The following is a 17211-nucleotide window of genomic DNA, read 5'->3' as shown; positions in this document are numbered from 1 at the left end:
CGGATTGTGAATAAAAAGTAATGATTTTTTAGCTGGAAAAAATATTGGGTAGGTATTTATGCAAAAAAAATATGCAGATTTGAAAATGTAAGCCGATTGTCTAAAACAACTGGCCGAAAACCAAAAAGAACTGGGAGTCCTCTACTGATCTGGCGTAGTCCAGGCGGATAACAGTAGACTGGTTCCAAATCACTCTAGCTCCAAGCCCGGGATTGTATTTGAATCCTGAAAGACGGATGCTGTTCAAGCCGTCCCAAACTCTGCCAAAGTCAAAAAAGGGTACTAGGTCTATTTCAAAATCCTGATTCCAGCTTGAAAATGAGCTGATCTGACTTCTCAGCTCAATATTGCCCATTCCCATGGCCATGCCTCCAAATCTGAATTTTTTAAAACCCCGCATGGTATCTTCCCCTCCGAGTACTCCGATTCTTCCTTGACTGGCACTCCAGATGTCAAATACTTCTCTGAAAAATACGGACTGACCACCGATGGTGCTGAACATCAATCGGCCAGCCAAAATGTTTTTGTTGGGCATGAATCCAAAAACCTGTCCAAACTGCATCCATTGTACCTGATGCCTGCTATAGTTGAAGTCTGATCCCAACCAAGGAGCAGTGTATCCCATGGAGTATTCCAATAAGGTTCCTTTAGCTGGATTGGGCTCAAAATCTCTAGTGTCATATATTAGACCTCCTTTTAACTTTACAGAAAAACCACCGTCATATCCTACAATATTGTTCTGCAGCCAGAAGGAATCAGGATTCCCCCGCTCAGCTTGTTGAAAATCTCTGGTAATCTGGGTTATTCCATTGACAGCCTCAATCCGGTTGCCATCACGGTCCAAAGCCCGACTTTCCACATCAAAGTCATATGGATTGTAACTTAGATTGACTATTCCTCCCGCAAATACCACCCTAAGGTCACCATCGAGATAAGTCCTTTCCAAAATCACATCTAATGCATATTTGGTGTAGCGGTTGTAATTGAAATTGCGGTCAGTGTATAATACTCCTGGGACTTCCCCTTCCCATGGATTGGGCCCTCTCACTACAGAAAGTGCTCTTCGATAATCGTTAAATTGGGCATTGGTAACCCTTTCTCCTGTTACTCTGTCCGTATATTCGAGTGCTTGCATGGAAGCCTCTCCAGGAGAGAAATAGATCTTGTTGGGATTGTCTGAGAATGAAAAGCTGGCCCTTAGCCGCCATTTTGTATCCAGAAAATAGGGCATGTCCAGGCCCAGACCGGCTGAAACTTTACCGAATTGGGTGTAAGAAGCTGAAAAACTGATTTTACTTCTGTAAGGCGTATAAGCAAAGAAAGGATCCTCCCTTTTGCCATTGTTGAAGATTTCACCTTCAGCCCCAAAGCCAAAACCTTGTATTGGATCATATCCTATTTTGGGGAGGCCGGTAAGGTACCATCCTTCTCTTTTTGATTCTAACTTTTGTTCAGAGATCCTGCGTTTTTCACTGATGGAAAAGGGTAAAGTGTCGTTTTGCGCCTTGACAAGAGATGGTAAAAAAAACAGAATTAGATAAAAGGTGCTCTGCTTTAAAAAGGGCATGTTCGGTTTTTTACTTTATTCATGAGTTAGGATCATTGCTTCTAGCCTGTTGAAACATTTGTCCGATAATTGAATATAACCTTCATCTTTTTGGTATTGTTCAGGGGAAATGGGGGAGGAGAAGTAAATCCTGACCTTACCCGGCTTCATAAGCAAGGATCCTCTTTTCATTATTTTGTCTGCACCTAACACAGCCATGGGCATGATAGAGGTGCCTGTTTCCACAGCGATCCTAAATGCGCCTTTTTGAAAAGGTAAAAGTGTTTGTCCTGTATCGTTGCGTGTGCCTTCAGGAGCCACTACTATGGAAATACCTTTGGCAAGGATCTCCTTTAAAATTTCTACAGAGGCTTTTCTGGAAGCGGTATCCTTTCTGTCTACCCAAACGGCAACTCTTGATACGATCAAACCAAAGATCGGGATTTTTGAGAGTTCCTTTTTTCCTATAGCTCTCACTTCCTGACGAATAGCTATAGGAATGACTGGTGCATCTATAAATGAACGGTGATTGAAAATGTAAATGTAGGCTTGTTTGGGGTCAATGTGCTGTCTTCCATGCACTTCATACCTGATTCCGGTCAATAATGACCAAATCCTAGCCCATAACCTTATAAATATAAATGATACTTTTCCTCCCCTGGGGCTTAAAACCAAGGGTAAAATGATAAAAAGCCCAAAGATAATCATCAAAAGGACGAACAGCAATGCAGCATAGGCTGTATATATCCATTGGAAGATTTTCATAATCCTTTGACTTTGATTACTTTTGAAATATCGTAAACAAATCTTTCACTCTTTGCTTGCAAAACAACCCCTGAAAGCGTTTTTCAGGGGTTTCTTTTTTTTAATACTCCAGTAAATTCTTTAGCTTATCGGAAAATCGCTCCACAGGAAGAAAGTTTTTTTCCAATGGGGGTGCAAATGGTACTGGAGTGTCCAAGCTTCCTTCCCTCATTACGGGAGCATCCAGATATTGGAAGCAATGTTCTGCTATCCATGCACAAATTTCCCCACCAATACCTCCTGTTAGACAATCCTCCTGCAGGAAAATAACCTTGCCTGTTTTTCTCACAGTTTTTTCAACGGCATCTTTGTCCCATGGCAATAAGGTTCTCAAATCCAGAATATCTGCCTTGCAGCCTAGGGATTCAGCTGTAGATTTTGCCCAATGTACCCCCATTCCATAGGTGATAATGGATACCTCGCTGCCTTCTGTGACTAATTTTGCCTGGCCAATTGGTAAGGTATAATAGTCATCAGGGACTTCTCCAGTGAGAGACCTGTAAAGCGCCTTGTGCTCGAAGTACAAATAGGGGTTGGGATCTTCTAAGGCAGCATTAAGCAGACCTTTAGCGTCATACGGGTTAGATGGATATACAATTTTCAGCCCTGGAGTATGGAAAAACCATGCTTCGTTTGACTGGGAATGAAATGGGCCCGCAGCAACTCCCGCACCTGTAGGCATCCTGACAACCACATCTGCATTTTGCCCCCAGCGGTAGTGAATTTTTGCAAGGTTGTTAACTATCTGATTGAATCCTACTGACACAAAATCTGCAAACTGCATTTCTACCATGGCTTTATATCCTTTGATGGAAAGCCCAAGTGCAGCTCCGATAATTGCACTTTCACAAAGTGGTGTGTTTCTTACCCTTTCTTTGCCGAAGGCCTCGACAAATCCATCGGTGATTTTAAATACCCCACCGTAGGTTCCGATATCCTGACCCATCAATACCAGATTTGGGAACTTTTGCATGGATTGTTTCAGCGCATCCGAGATGGCATCTACAAATCTCAATTCTCTGGAATTACCGGAATTTGGGGATATTGGAACCTGAGAAAAAGGAGCGTATAAATCAGAAAGTTCCTCTTGGCTATCAGCTGTGATTGAACTTTCCGAAAAAGCTTCGTCCAGCCCTTCATTGATCAGTTTTTTGATCTTGGTATTCAGTTCTTTTAATATGGATTCGCTGAGAATGCCCCGGTCCAGCAAAAATTTCTCATAATTGAGGACAGGGTCTTTTATGGCCCAGGATTCCATCAAATCTTTTGGGACATACTTGGTGCCGGAAGCTTCTTCGTGTCCGCGCATTCTGAATGTCATGGCTTCGACTAAAATAGGTCTTGGGTTCTCTCTGATTCCTTCAGCCAGTTTTTTGATCATGGAATATACTTCTGCTACATTGTTTCCATCAATTCTGTAGCTTTCTATTCCGTATCCGGGACCCTTGTCCGTAAAATTCGTAAAGGCAAACTGCTCTTCACTGGGAGTAGAAAGCCCATAGCCGTTGTGCTCTACAACAAAAATGACAGGAAGTTTCCATACCGCAGCAACATTGAGTCCTTCATGAAAGTCTCCCTCTGAACTTGCCCCGTCTCCCGAAAATACCAGGCAGACTTTTTTTTCATTGGATAGTTTATGTGCCAAGCCAATTCCGTCAGCAATGGCCATTTGAGGGCCTAAATGGGAAATCATCCCTACTATATGGTGCTCAATAGAACCAAAATGAAAAGAACGGTCCCGGCCTTTGGTAAATCCGGTTTTCTTACCCTGAAACTGTGCAAAAAGTCTTGACAATGGAATGTCCCGGCCTGTGAATATTCCAAGATTCCGGTGCATGGGCAGGATGAATTCGTCTTTTTCCAAGGCATTGACCACACCGATAGAAATGGCTTCCTGACCCCAGCCGCTAAACCATTTTGAAATTTTTCCCTGCCTTAACAGAATAAGCATTTTTTCTTCAATCCTTCTGGGCATCAGAAGAGATTCGTAGAGTTGTAGGTGGGTTTCTTTGCTTATTCCTCCAATGTCAAACTGGAAGAGATTTTCTGCGGTTTTTATCTGGGTCATATCTGTGAATTTTCACACCAAATTAGATGAAAAAAGCAATGGAAAAAATTGCCCTTCCATTTTTTGACCTTTGGGTATCACAGGAACACCTTTCAACAATTCTTCATCTGTATTTGAAATTGTGCCGTCCGCAAAAACATTGAGCACAAATGCCCTTCTGCTTCTTTCGGAGTGATTGGGATAACTGCCATGCACCATCAAAGGATGGTGAAACGTTGCATGGCCAGCCTTCAATGGAATGGCTACCGGATTAAAATCTTTCAGCTGATCTTCTGTCATAAAAGCTTTCAGACCATCCATATCTCCAGCCAAAGCAGGCTTTTCCAATAAGCCCCAAGTATGGCTTTTGGGGATGTAATGCAGACAGCCATTTTCTTCGTCAGCATCATCCAACCCGCACCAACAGGTCAAGTGCTGCATTTTGATCGTTCTGGTCCAGTAGGAATAATCCTGATGCCAAGCCACTACACCACCATGTTTGGCAGGCTTGCAGAACAGCTGATCGTGCCAAAATCTTAAGCCCCTTTCTCCCAAAAGTTGATGTGCGGCCATAACAAAAGCAGGGTTCCATATGGCATCATGGAAAGCTTCTGAAATTCTCCAATGTCCCAATGAATGGAAAAGCACGGTATTGGGATCTGAGGATTCGTTGCTGTGGTATTCGTGGAAAAGGTGGTTGAGGGGATGTTCTGGGTCTTGTAGTTTTTCAAGTTCTGTTCGCAAAACTTCTATTTGACGCTCATCCAGCAATTTGATGCCGCTGAGATAGCCGTATTCATGAAAGAAATCCAGTTGGTCTTGACTTAGTTTATACTGCTCCCATTCTTTTTCGGATTGGGGCCATGGGAATAAATCACTGATTGGTTGATGGATTTGGGATAGGTCTTGCATGATATTTTGGGGTTTTTATGCGGGATCTTAATTAGTTGTATTCAATTGATTTTGGGATTAATAAATACAACGATTGTGAAGACAATGGCGTAGTTAACTAATCCTAAATTGTCAAAAAAGCAGTTTGGGTCATACCTTCCAGGTGTAGAAGCCAAAACAGATTTATTATTTATCATTTCAAAAAGAAACCTGGCGATTTTTTTTGTCATTTTCTAACCTGACAAAGTAGGTCTGACCTATGGATCTTTTACCCATAGAGGTCATTTGTATCTGCCTCGCAAATCTCAACCATCAGCTTGGCCACTTTGTGGCAAACGTCATCAAAATACCTTTTGCCTTTTTCTGCGCTTGCTTTTTTAGGATTGCCAATACCGGTATCTTCTGTGACCTGTGACCATCGTCTCTCTGCCCAAGCCCATTTTTCCTTTAGACTTTCGATCTTCGGCATTTTTTCTTTTCCGTCTCCGGCCTCTTCCAAAGGACCTACCAATTCCGGGTGTAAATGCATGATCAGGCTGGTTTCCATTTCATCAGCATGGTCTCCGGCTTCCTCAAAATATTTGCTTTTGTCCAAAGCCTGAAACCAGTTGCAGGTCATCAACAACATTTCCGGAAATTCAAGTCCCAGTTCCCTGAGCATGGTTTTAAAATGATTACCTCCATGACTGTTGACAATCAGAAATTTCTTGACTCCCTGTCTGTTGAGTACAGTGAGAATGTCCCTGATAATGGCTATTTGGGTACTTGGATTCATGTTGATATCCAAGTAGATGTCATGTTGGCCAGTATTTACACCAAAAGGGATAGTAGGCAGCACTGTAACTTTTGCGCCTTTTTCCCAGGCAATTCTACCGGCCTCACCGGAAATGGCATCCGCCTCAAATATGTCCGTACCATAAGGCATGTGGTAATTGTGGGCTTCAGTTGCTCCCCAAGGAAGAACTGCCAGTTCAAAACGTTCTGTTTTGAGGTTCTTCCAGTTGTTTTCAGCAAGTATATAAGGTCTCATGGGCTTTATGTTTGGTATATAATTTTGTATAGTCTAAGATAAGTAGATCCGGAATGATGTCAGTAGCCATTAAAAATCTTGTTTTTTTATTGCACACCGATATTCAGAATCTAAAATAAGCTTAAAACCTGCCAGGTTAATAAATCTAAATAATTTAAACCAAAATATTAGGTAAAACCTGGCAGGTTAGACTTTTAAGCAAGATTAAAATTAAGATTGTTTTTCGAAATGCGTAAATAGTCTTTTACCAATGGTCGATACTTTTTTAATTTTTTTATTAAAGTTTAAAGAAGTCCTTGATATTTTTATGATATTGTTGCCACATTGATTTGTTCATGATAATATCTAAAAATATAGAACCCCATGTCTAACAGAAGGTCATTCCTCAAAACCTCATTATTAGGGACGTCATTGATGCTCCCTTCGGGAATTTTGAAAGCCGGTGAAGCTTTCACTTTTTCCAAAAAATCACAAAGTCAAAAACCCCTTATCTTAAGTACCTGGGAGCACGGCATGCCGGCCAATGATAGGGCTTGGGAGGTTTTGATGCAGTCCGGAAACTTGGTAGATGCAGTGGAGGAAGGTGTGAAAGTGACAGAGCTAGATATGGACAACTTATCTGTGGGACTTCAGGGGCTTCCTGATAGAGAGGGTATCCCCACTTTGGATGCATCTATTATGAAAGGGGATGGCTCCTGTGGAACAGTTGCCTTTGTGAGGCAGGTACGGCATCCGATTTCTTTGGCCAGAAGGGTTATGGAAGAAACGCCCCATGTGATGCTGGCGGGGGAAGGAGCACGTCAGTTTGCCATTGCGCAGGGCTTCCCTATGGAAGAGGAAACACTAAGCCCCAAAGCTGAGGAAATGTATAAGGAGTGGAAAGTAGAGTCAAAATACAAGCCAATCATCAATATAGAAAATCATGATACGATAGGAATGATCGGAATTGATGCAAACGGGAAAATGGCAGGTTCTTGTACTACTTCTGGTCTTGCATTCAAAATGCACGGTAGGGTAGGGGACAGTCCTATCATAGGTGCGGGTTTGTATGTGGATGATGAAGTCGGGGCTGCCACTGCCACAGGATTGGGGGAGTCAATTATTAGAATTTGTGGAAGTTTTTTGATTGTTGAACTGATGCGTCAAGGAAGGACACCCCAGGAAGCATGCGAAGAAGCGGTAAGAAGACTGGTAGCCAAAAACAGCAAAGATATTAAAGATATTCAGGCGGGATTTTTGGCCATCAATAAGGATGGAGAATCAGGGGCTTTTGCAGTACACCCTGGTTTTAACTTTGCCAGACACAATCAACAGGAGAAAGTATTGGTAGATTCTAAATCTTGGTTTAAATGAGAAAAATACTTTTGGAAGCTCCTGTCTATACAGTTGAAGCGGCATTGAGGGCATCAGCATTTGGGATTGATAGGCTGGAATTGTGTGCGGATTTTGGCGAGGGTGGTACTACCCCCAGCGCAGGACTGCTTAAGCTGATCAAATCAAAAATCAATACCCCTGTCTTTGTGATGATAAGACTAAGAGGGGGGGATTTCGTATATGAGCAAGAAGAATTGGTAGCAATGCGCAATGATATTCAGATCCTGAAATCTCATGGAGCTGAGGGTTTTGTTTTCGGGGTTTTGGATGAAGTTGGTCAGGTAGACAAAGCAGCCTGTCAGTATTTGCTGGAAGCTGCAGAAGGATTGCCCTGCACATTTCACAGGGCTTTTGACATTACGGTGGACAAAAAGATAGCACTGGAGGAAATTGTATCCCTTGGATTTAAGAGGATACTTACTTCCGGAGGAGAAAATACAGTTAGCTTGGGACTGGAGAATATCAAATCCTACATGGATTGGGCAGCAGAAAGGATTATCATCATGCCAGGTGGTGGATCCAGATCCGAACATGTTCATGAGTTCAAAAATCATTCAGCATTTCAAGAGATTCATGCCAGTTGTAAGGGATTCAGACCTTCAAAAAGCCGGTTTGTGTATTCAAAAGTCAGCCTTTCCTCAGATCCTGAAATGTTTAAAAAGGTCCTGACTGTTGATGAATTTGAAGTGTTGAAATTTAAAAAGGCGATAAGCTAAATGACAGAAAGAGAAAAACTGGAAAGGGGGCATTTTTACAATTCCAGGGATCCTGAACTTTTGGAATGTTACCATAGGGCCAAGGAGCTTTTGCAAAAATGGCATGCTTTGTCTTCCAGAGATACTGAAGGAAAAGTTTTATTGTTGAGGGAGCTTTTTGGAAAGTTAGATGAGGGAGTCTGGATAGAAGCACCTTTTTACTGTGATTATGGGATGCACATTGAAATAGGGGGAAATACTTTTATCAATACAGGAGCTGTTTTGCTTGACTGTGCTAAAATAATGATTGGTCAAAATGTGCTTATAGGTCCTAATGTGCAGGTTTATACTGCTACCCATCCCCTTTCGGCCAAAGAACGCGTTATACTGAATCAGGAGCCTGATTATGCACCATACCTAACCAAAGCTTTACCGGTCAGTATTGGTGACAACTGCTGGATAGGAGGGAATTCTGTGATTCTTCCTGGGGTAAGCATAGGTGAGAATACCACCATTGCCGCTGGGTCTTTGGTTGCAAAAGATATTCCAGCCAATGTTCTGGCCATGGGAAGCCCCGCAAAAGTTATCAGGGAATTATCCTGATTGGCATATTGATTTTTCCATTTATCCCAAAGAGGTGGTTTAACTGTAAATTTGACACTATTTTTCTAGTGAAAATCAAATCCCAAATGCAAAATATCTCCACTTTTTTACTGCTCTGTTTTTTTTTATTTGCTTGTTCCAAAAGAATTGAAAGTGAAAAGTCTGACCTCGACCATGTCGCTTCTATAAGTCTGGATGAAGAGGTGATGGATGGAAAAACCCTTACGGATGCATATTGTGGTGCTTGTCACCTTAAACCCGATCCGGCATTGTTGGACAAGGCTACTTGGAGAAACTCTGTTCTGCCGGATATGAGAAGAAGGATGGGCTTGATTACAGAAGAGGATTTTGGACATGCGGTAGGCGCTGATATTGATGCTCCTGAAGGGGTTTATGCCAAGCAGGCATTGATTTCTCTTAGCGAATGGAAAGTGATGGAATCCTATTATTTGGAAAATTCTCCCGAGAGTTTGCCGGGTAATGGCCTTGATTTTCAGTCAATTAAAGAGGCTGAAAATTGGAAAATCAAAGTGCCCAAGACAGGGAAACAAAGACCTAATTTCACCACCTTTTTAAGATGGGAGGCGGAAGAAGGTGTCCTTTATTTCGGGGATAGATTTAGGCAGGTTTTTAAGGCAGATGTCTTGCGCAATGATCTCAAAGATTCTATTAGGATTTCAAGTCCTGCTTCGGATATCTATTTCTATGGAAAAGATAGGTTTGACCTTCTCACTACGGGGGTAATGGATCCTTCCAATACCTCTATCGGTAAGTTGGAGTCATATAGTAATTTTTCGGATAAAAGAGTTAGTCCCGTTTTGGATAGTCTCACTAGACCAGTACACTTTGTTTATGAAGATCTCAATCAAGACGGAAGGCAAGATATTGTCATCTCTGAATTTGGACATCATGTCGGTCAATTGGTCTGGTACGAGCAAAAGGAAAGCGGATACATCAAAAGATACTTTAATAACAGGCCAGGTGCAAGAAAGGCGACTATAGAAGACATTAATGGAGATGGACTTCCGGATGTTATAGCCTTGATGACTCAGGCCTATGAAGGGGTGTATGTTTACCTCAATCAAGGCAAAGGGAAATTCAGGGAAGAAAAATGGTTGGGATTCCAACCGCTTTTCGGGGCTTCGGATATGTTTTTTGAAGACATGGATGGAGATGGCTACAAAGACATCATACTGGTATCAGGGGACAATGCAGATCTTTCAATCATTCCTAAGCCTTATCATGGTGTGAGGATTTATAAGAATGATGGCCAAAATAAATTCACCGAATCCTATTTTCAACCTTTTCATGGAGCAAGTGCCCTTTTGGTAGAAGACTTTAATCTTAACGGAAGGCTTGATTTGGCAGTGTTGTCTTATTTTCCTGAAAGGGAAAACGGACAAAGAAATAATTTTCTGTATCTAGAGAATGCCGGAAGTTTGAATTTTGATATTTATAAAAAAGATGATTTGGGCAAGTATAATTTAATGACCATGGATGCTGCTGATATTTCAGGGAATGGGAAGAAGGATTTGATATTGGGTTGTTTTGATTTTTCCACCTCCAGAGCTTTTCCAATGGGAGATTGGGTTCCTTATGTTTATCTCGAAAACAATTTTTAGGTTCAAGTTATTTCAGTTGTATAATTTTTTTTAATGTATAATTTGTGAAATAGCATTTTGATTTTTAAGGTTTTGGTGTTAATTTATTCGACTCACATAAACTCAAAATTGCCATGGTAAAAAGTTTTCAAGGTGTCAGGGTCGTAGAACCCAAAAAGACCGCTGCCCCAATTATGGTCCAGGACCATATGAGTACCAATTTGGTTACTTTTCATCCTGAGGACTCTATAGATCACGTGCTGGATATGCTCACAAAAAGGAAAATTTCCGGAGCTCCCGTAGTCAACCATGATGGAAAGCTTGTCGGAATTATTTCTGAGGTGGATTGCCTCAAAGAAATCATAAAAGGAAAGTATTCTAATACACCTTCTTTTCCGGGAAAAGTATCAGAACACATGACTGAGAATGTAATGACACTTTCTCCAGAAATGTCCCTTTTCGATGCGGCACAAAAATTTCTAGAAATGAAAATCAGAAGGTTTCCAGTTCTCAAAGATGGGCAATTGGTAGGACAGATAAGTCTCTCAGATATCATAAGGGCTTTTCCTAAGCTTCGTGAAACCACTTGGTAGAAAGGAAGAAAGCTTTTCGAATCGAGTGTAAGCCAAAAAATCCATCTTAAGTAAGAAAATTTAGTTTATTGTTAAAAATTTAGTAGACTTGTATGGTCTGACTAAATTTTAAAATATGTCTTGTAAATATTTCTTCCCCCTTTTGATTTTACTCACGGTATTGAATGCTTGTGCTGGTTCTGAAAATAATGCTGATAAAAGTAATCTTAATAAATTCCAGATTTCTGAAGAAACTTTTGACCTGAAACTTCCAGAGGGATGGGGGCATTTTGGTCATAGGATGCTTTCAAATTCCAGTAATGTATACCTATTTGATCCAAGTAGAAATTCGCTGGCTGAATATGATAGAAATACTTTGCAATTGTCATTGGTACGTGAAGTTCAGACAGAGGGGCCAGAAGGAATCAAAGGTGGGATAGCAGATCTTTGGGTTGATGAAGATGGGATTTTTTGGATTATGTCTCCCGCTGACATTCTTTACCAATTAAATAGGGACTTGAAGATTGTAAAGACTTGGGAATTAAGCTCAGAGGACTTGATGGAAGAGGGGCTATCCTTGATGACATTTTCTTTTGTCAAAGTTGGGGATAAGATATATCTGCCAGTGATGCCTTTGTCGTTTGATTGGACAGTGCATTCTCCTTCAGAAATTTCGGAAATGCCAAACCTTGTTTCTTTTGATTTGGAAAGCAATGAAATCATTAAACTGAGTAATTATGACAGTGAGTTTCTGGGTACCAATCTCAATAAACTTATCCTTCCTACGATTTTCAAAGGCAAAGGCCAAGAAGTGCTGATCAATCATAATTTTAAAAATATCTATGTACATGATCAGGGTGAAACAAGTAAATATCTAGCCCTGCTTTCAGCTTTTAAAAATCACCCTCCCATCTCAAACAAGTCTATGTTTGAGGATATGAAAGAGATCATGAGGATTGTGAGTTATTCGGATATTTATGAAGGGATCCAATATTTCCCTGAAAATCAAATATATATCAGAATAGCCAAATTTGAAGAAGTTCCGGATGAAAGCCAGACAGATATGAGGCAGTTTATTCAGTCCAAATGGGGTTTGGTGATTTTGAATTCTGATTTAGAATTGATAGGAGAGATCTTGCTTCCTGAAAACCAATCCAATCCAAATTATATGATCGAAAACAGCAAGGGGGTGTGGTACAGTACTGCACATGGAAATAATCCTGAGCTGGATGAGGAGTTTCTGACCTTTAGATTGATTGAAAGAGTAGAGCTAGATTAAATGTAGCCTGCAATTTTATACACAGTAATTCCGATCCATTCTTTAAAGAGCGTGTGCCATGTAGCCATGCTTTTTGGATCAGGGTAAAGTAGATTTGGGATATCAATCTTGATATCGTGGGTGTAATAATCTACCGGAAAAGTCACAGTCCTAAGCCCCACTTTATTAAAACAACCTTTGGCCCTTCTCATGTGAAATGCAGAAGTGATCAACAAATGCTCTTGATCCGGTCTGTATCCAACAATTTCTAAAGTTTCCTTTGCCAGTACCGCATTTTGGTAGGTGTTTTTGGCTTGATTTTCTATTAAAATATCTTCTGCAGGGATTTCTGCCAAAAGCATCACATCTCTCAGCCATTCAGCTTCTGTATTCGTATTGACAGGATTTAATCCTTGTCCACCAGTGATGAGTATTTTTTTGATTTTTCCTAGCTTGTAAAGCTGTATGGCGTGAGTGACCCTGTCGGCCCCTTTGTCAAAGAAAGTTCTGTCATAAGCTGTTTTGCTTAAGTTGGTGACTCCTGTTAGTACGATTCCCAGCTCGTATTCAGGGAGCGTATCAAAAGGCTTGAAATCCGGCTCCCAAGCCAGCATACTCAGGTTGGAAATAAATGGATTGGTGAAAAACAATAAAAGAGCAAAACCCATCAAAAGGAGTCTTCTGGAAAATGATTTTTTATAAAATATGAGACCTATTGCCAACAAAGCCACGATAATGGTGAGGGGCATGGCCAGGAAACTCAAAAATTGGGAAAGGTAAAAGAACATGTGAGTAAATTTCTCGCAATATAAGCCTCACAAAAAAAAACGTTAACAAATTTCAGTGCAAATTATAAGAAAAATAGCGAAGCGGAAAGGATGACTAACAGCGCAAAAAAAGCCAAAACCAAGTAATTGTTGCTACCGCTTTCTTCCTGCTGCTCTAAGTCCTCTGCAAACATCTCCGGGACATGCTCATTCATGACGGAAAAATTATGGAATTGCAAGTTCTTTCTGGATTGCACACTATCATTCATGGACCTTGCGTCCATGGATTTTTCCGTTCTAATATGGTGTTTATTTCCAGAAGCCATGCTAAAAGTTAGGGAAATCCTTTGAGCAAACAAAATTTTGACTAATAAATCCTGTGAAAACAATCAATTATAATGGTTGGATTAGTCTCTGGAATTTGGCAGGAAACAAAAAAAGCTGCCAATTAAATTGACAGCTTTTTTGATCAATATTCATTTCGGATTATTCCACTTCGTGGATTTTCAACATGTTCGTTCTTCCTTTTGCCTTCAATGGCATACTGGCAGTATTGATGATGATGTCGCCATTTTTTACATAGCCGTCCTTCTTTAGCTGATTTTGGATATCCATGAAGGTGGCATCGGTAGAAACGTTGCTTTCATAATGGTAAGATTTCACACCCCATACCAAGCTCAGCTGTGTCATCAGTTTCTTGTTTCGGGTGAAGACCAGTAGATTGGCTAAAGGTCGGAAAGATGCCAGTCTCAAAGCCGTCATTCCTGAGGAGGTGATCCCTACAAGGGCTTTTGCTTTTACATTTCTTGAGAGACGTGCCGCCATTAAAGTCAGGTTTTTGGAATAGAAATTAGCATCATCTTCTGGGATTTTGTATAAATGATGGAATACATCATGGTTGTTCTCTATATAATTAATGATGCTGCTCATGGCTTTTACTGCGTTGACGGGGAATTCACCCGATGCAGTTTCAGCAGATAGCATTACTGCATCTGCACCGTCCAAGACAGCGGTAGCGACATCATTAGTTTCAGCTCTAGTTGGCCGAGGGTGTGTGGTCATACTTTCCAACATTTGGGTGGCAATGATCACAGGCTTGCAGGCAAGCTTACATTTTTGTACCATCTGCTTCTGCCAAAGTGGAACTGTTTCCATAGGGACTTCTACACCTAGGTCACCCCTGGCAACCATAATGGCATCTGTAGCTTCTATGATAGCATCAATGTTTTTGAGTGCTTCCGGTTTTTCGATTTTAGCTACAATCTTGCAGTCTTTCCCTGCTGCTTTGATTCTTTCTCTTAAGTCTTTGATATCATCAGCTGACCTTACAAAGGAAAGAGCAATCCAGTCCACATCTTGCTTCAGTCCGAATTCAAGATCAGCAATGTCCTTTTCTGTAAGAGAAGGTGCAGACACTTTGGTGTTTGGAAGGTTGATGCCTTTTCTTGATTTTAGCAAACCTCCATGGATAACCACGCACCTTACATTTTTGCCATCTGTATTATTTACTGCCAACTCTATGTTGCCATCGTCGATCAGGATTCTGTCCCCGGCTTTTACATCATTGGGCAGGTTTTGGTACACGGTGCTTACCAGCTCAGCATTTCCCACAACAGGGTCGTTGGTAATGGTTATTTTTTGGCCGGCTTTGATCGCTACGCCCCCGTTTTCCATTTCACCGACACGAATCTTTGGTCCTTGAAGGTCTTGAAGTATGCCCAGGTTGAGGCTTTTTTCCTTGTTGAGCTTTCTGATCATTTTGACGACTGAGGCATGTATTTTATGATCTCCATGCGAAAAATTCAAGCGGAAGACATTTGCTCCGGCGCTTGCCAGACTGGCCAAAGTATCAGGGTTATTGGAAGCTGGGCCTATAGTTGCTAAGATTTTTGTTTTGTTGTAAAGTGCAATACTCATGTTAATTTAAGAATTAATAGGTAAGTAGATTTTCTTTTGATTTGATTTTGGAAACATCCAATTTAACTACATTTTGAATATGTGGGCTTTCACTTAAGCGCTCAATATACACATTAATATCCAATTCGAAGGTCTGATCCTGTAGCAGAAGAAAGTAATCCATGATTTTGAGTTCGGGTATCAGGTAAGCAGCATTTGTTCTTTTGGAGATGGATTTGTTCTTGAGCAACTGGACGAAGCCATGATCCATTTTTTCCATGTATTTGGATATTTCAATCTTGGGATCTTCTATAAACTCCAGCACCAGATCCTGGGCTTTTATCAGTTTTAGGTCCAAAACATGATTGATCACCCAAGCCATCTTATAGTCTTTGAGCGGTGCCACTATACCCAAAAGTTCAAAATCAAATTGGTGTTCGACTACAAGTTTAATTTTCTTCATTGAAGGAAGAATTGGTAAAAAACAAAGGTAGAAATATTCCCTTAACTTTTGCGGATGCTAGGGCCAACTTGAATTTACTTCCCCTATTTTTTTGGCAATAAGGTTATAAATATATTTCTTTGCGAAGTGTTTTAAATTAAACTGTTCAAAAAATGTCTGAAATAGCACAAAAAGTAAAAGCCATTATCGTAGATAAGTTGGGCGTTGAAGAATCTGAAGTAACTCCTGAGGCAAGCTTCACCAACGACCTAGGTGCTGACTCTCTAGATACTGTAGAGCTCATCATGGAATTCGAAAAAGAATTCAACATTTCCATTCCGGACGATCAAGCTGAGCAAATCGGCACTGTTGGCCAAGCTATCAGCTATCTGGAAGCAAACGTTAAATAATAAATCACTTACAATTCATTTATGAATTTAAGAAGAGTTGTAGTAACAGGTTTAGGTGCCCTTACACCAATTGGCAATACCGTCGATGAATATTGGAACGGTCTGTCAAATGGTGTGAGCGGTGCTGCGCCTATTACTAGATTCGATGCCTCTCTTTTCAAAACACAATTCGCCTGTGAAGTCAAAGGACTTGAAATTGACCAGTTCATTGATAGAAAAGAGGCGAGAAAAATGGATCTTTTTACCCAGATGGGTATGATTGCCGCAGATCAGGCAATCGTTGATTCAGGACTTGATCTAGAAAAAACCAACCTTCACCGTGCTGGTGTAATCATGGGATCGGGAATCGGAGGACTTCGTTCTTTTCAGGACGAGGTGACTGATTTCGTAAAAGGAGATGGAACCCCGAGGTTCAATCCTTTCTTCATCCCTAAAATGATCGCCGATATTTGTGCAGGTTTTATTTCAATAAAATACGGCTTTATGGGTCCTAATTTTGTGACCGTTTCAGCCTGTGCTTCCGCCACACATGCCATCATTGATGCATTTAATTACATCAGATTGGGCAAGGCGGATGTCTTTGTGACCGGTGGTACTGAAGCCACCATCACAGAAGCAGGAGTTGGAGGTTTCAATGCCCTAAAAGCCCTTTCGCAAAGAAATGATTCCCCTACTACAGCTTCAAGGCCTTTTGACAAAGACAGAGATGGTTTTGTCTTAGGTGAAGGGGCTGGTTGTTTGATTTTGGAAGACTATGAGCATGCAAAAGCCCGTGGTGCCAAAATCTACGCCGAAATGGTAGGTGGAGGAATGACCGCTGATGCATATCACATGACTGCCCCTCATCCGGAAGGTGCAGGTGCAAGCAATGTGATGAACGCTGCCCTGGAAGATGCAGGCCTTAAGGCCGAAGATATAGATTATGTCAACGTGCATGGTACTTCTACTCCTTTGGGCGACGTCAGTGAAATCAAAGCCATCCAAAAAGTATTCGGAGAGCACGCATATAATCTCAACATCAGCAGTACCAAATCAATGACAGGTCATTTGTTGGGTGCAGCCGGTGCAGTAGAAGCTATAGCTTCTATTCTGGCAATTCAACACAGTCTTGTACCTCCTACCATCAATCACTTTACCGATGATGAGGAATTTGACCCTAAACTGAACCTGACATTCAACAAAGCGCAAAATAGGGAAGTCAGGGCTGCACTAAGCAATACATTTGGATTTGGTGGACACAATGCCTCCATCATTTTCAAAAAAATAAGTGAGTAA

17 protein-coding genes are annotated in these 17211 nt (G+C 41.1%); 8 read left to right on the top strand and 9 right to left on the bottom strand.

Annotated elements, in window-relative coordinates:
- Positions 1 to 100: 100 nt before the first annotated feature.
- The 5 genes from omp85 to EGN73_RS05875 form a co-directional block, all read right to left on the bottom strand.
- The gene (omp85, locus tag EGN73_RS05895; protein ID WP_219287597.1) at positions 101 to 1567 is read right to left on the bottom strand and encodes an Omp85 family outer membrane protein; all 1467 of its coding nucleotides are present in this window, start codon (positions 1565 to 1567) and stop codon (positions 101 to 103) included.
- A 15-nt stretch (positions 1568 to 1582) separates the two neighbouring features.
- Complete coding sequence (locus EGN73_RS05890; RefSeq protein WP_219287596.1) at positions 1583 to 2311, bottom strand: lysophospholipid acyltransferase family protein; 729 nt, start codon at positions 2309 to 2311, stop codon at positions 1583 to 1585.
- Between the two features lie 100 nt (positions 2312 to 2411).
- On the bottom strand, positions 2412 to 4418 hold the full coding sequence (locus EGN73_RS05885) for an alpha-ketoacid dehydrogenase subunit alpha/beta (protein ID WP_219287595.1): 2007 nt from the start codon (positions 4416 to 4418) through the stop codon (positions 2412 to 2414).
- Between the two features lie 12 nt (positions 4419 to 4430).
- Positions 4431 to 5309 carry a phytanoyl-CoA dioxygenase family protein gene (locus EGN73_RS05880; protein ID WP_219287594.1) on the bottom strand — a complete coding sequence of 293 codons (879 nt, stop codon included), beginning with the start codon at positions 5307 to 5309 and terminating at the stop codon, positions 4431 to 4433.
- 247 nt (positions 5310 to 5556) lie between these two features.
- Positions 5557 to 6318: a creatininase family protein gene (locus EGN73_RS05875; protein WP_219287593.1), complete on the bottom strand. Its 762-nt coding sequence runs from the start codon at positions 6316 to 6318 to the stop codon at positions 5557 to 5559.
- A 363-nt stretch (positions 6319 to 6681) separates the two neighbouring features.
- Between EGN73_RS05875 and EGN73_RS05870 the strand changes: the two genes are divergently transcribed.
- The 6 genes from EGN73_RS05870 to EGN73_RS05845 all read left to right on the top strand — a co-directional run bounded on the left by EGN73_RS05870 (position 6682) and on the right by EGN73_RS05845 (position 12442).
- Entirely contained in the window at positions 6682 to 7671 is a 990-nt protein-coding gene (locus EGN73_RS05870) for an isoaspartyl peptidase/L-asparaginase family protein (RefSeq protein ID WP_219287592.1), read from the top strand.
- Positions 7668 to 8408, top strand: coding sequence for a copper homeostasis protein CutC (locus EGN73_RS05865; protein ID WP_219287591.1), 741 nt, complete (start codon positions 7668 to 7670; stop codon positions 8406 to 8408). The genes EGN73_RS05870 and EGN73_RS05865 overlap by 4 nt, the downstream gene beginning before the upstream one ends.
- Positions 8409 to 8990 carry a sugar O-acetyltransferase gene (locus EGN73_RS05860; RefSeq protein ID WP_219287590.1) on the top strand — a complete coding sequence of 194 codons (582 nt, stop codon included), beginning with the start codon at positions 8409 to 8411 and terminating at the stop codon, positions 8988 to 8990. It begins immediately after the preceding gene.
- Between the two features lie 86 nt (positions 8991 to 9076).
- Positions 9077 to 10612: an FG-GAP repeat domain-containing protein gene (locus EGN73_RS05855; RefSeq protein WP_219287589.1), complete on the top strand. Its 1536-nt coding sequence runs from the start codon at positions 9077 to 9079 to the stop codon at positions 10610 to 10612.
- Between the two features lie 113 nt (positions 10613 to 10725).
- Positions 10726 to 11184, top strand: coding sequence for a CBS domain-containing protein (locus EGN73_RS05850; protein ID WP_219287588.1), 459 nt, complete (start codon positions 10726 to 10728; stop codon positions 11182 to 11184).
- 115 nt (positions 11185 to 11299) lie between these two features.
- Entirely contained in the window at positions 11300 to 12442 is a 1143-nt protein-coding gene (locus EGN73_RS05845) for a DUF4221 family protein (protein ID WP_219287587.1), read from the top strand.
- Here the strand turns inward: EGN73_RS05845 and EGN73_RS05840 are convergent.
- From EGN73_RS05840 to EGN73_RS05825, 4 genes are all read right to left on the bottom strand, one after another.
- Complete coding sequence (locus EGN73_RS05840; RefSeq protein ID WP_219287586.1) at positions 12439 to 13209, bottom strand: YdcF family protein; 771 nt, start codon at positions 13207 to 13209, stop codon at positions 12439 to 12441. The genes EGN73_RS05845 and EGN73_RS05840 overlap by 4 nt on opposite strands.
- A gap of 62 nt (positions 13210 to 13271) precedes the next feature.
- The gene (locus tag EGN73_RS05835; protein WP_219287585.1) at positions 13272 to 13514 is read right to left on the bottom strand and encodes a hypothetical protein; all 243 of its coding nucleotides are present in this window, start codon (positions 13512 to 13514) and stop codon (positions 13272 to 13274) included.
- A 160-nt stretch (positions 13515 to 13674) separates the two neighbouring features.
- Positions 13675 to 15105 carry a pyruvate kinase gene (gene pyk, locus EGN73_RS05830; protein WP_219287584.1) on the bottom strand — a complete coding sequence of 477 codons (1431 nt, stop codon included), beginning with the start codon at positions 15103 to 15105 and terminating at the stop codon, positions 13675 to 13677.
- Between the two features lie 13 nt (positions 15106 to 15118).
- A complete protein-coding gene (locus EGN73_RS05825) occupies positions 15119 to 15547 on the bottom strand; it encodes an IPExxxVDY family protein (RefSeq protein WP_219287583.1) in 429 nt (142 codons plus the stop codon).
- Between the two features lie 152 nt (positions 15548 to 15699).
- Between EGN73_RS05825 and EGN73_RS05820 the strand changes: the two genes are divergently transcribed.
- The gene (locus tag EGN73_RS05820; RefSeq protein WP_008629501.1) at positions 15700 to 15936 is read left to right on the top strand and encodes an acyl carrier protein; all 237 of its coding nucleotides are present in this window, start codon (positions 15700 to 15702) and stop codon (positions 15934 to 15936) included.
- Between the two features lie 21 nt (positions 15937 to 15957).
- On the top strand, positions 15958 to 17211 hold the full coding sequence (fabF, locus tag EGN73_RS05815; protein WP_219287582.1) for a beta-ketoacyl-ACP synthase II: 1254 nt from the start codon (positions 15958 to 15960) through the stop codon (positions 17209 to 17211).

The sequence above is a fragment of the Arthrospiribacter ruber genome (assembly GCF_019343195.1).
In the GTDB taxonomy this organism is placed as follows: domain Bacteria; phylum Bacteroidota; class Bacteroidia; order Cytophagales; family Cyclobacteriaceae; genus Arthrospiribacter; species Arthrospiribacter ruber.
This window is presented reverse-complemented; position numbering and strand designations above follow the sequence as displayed.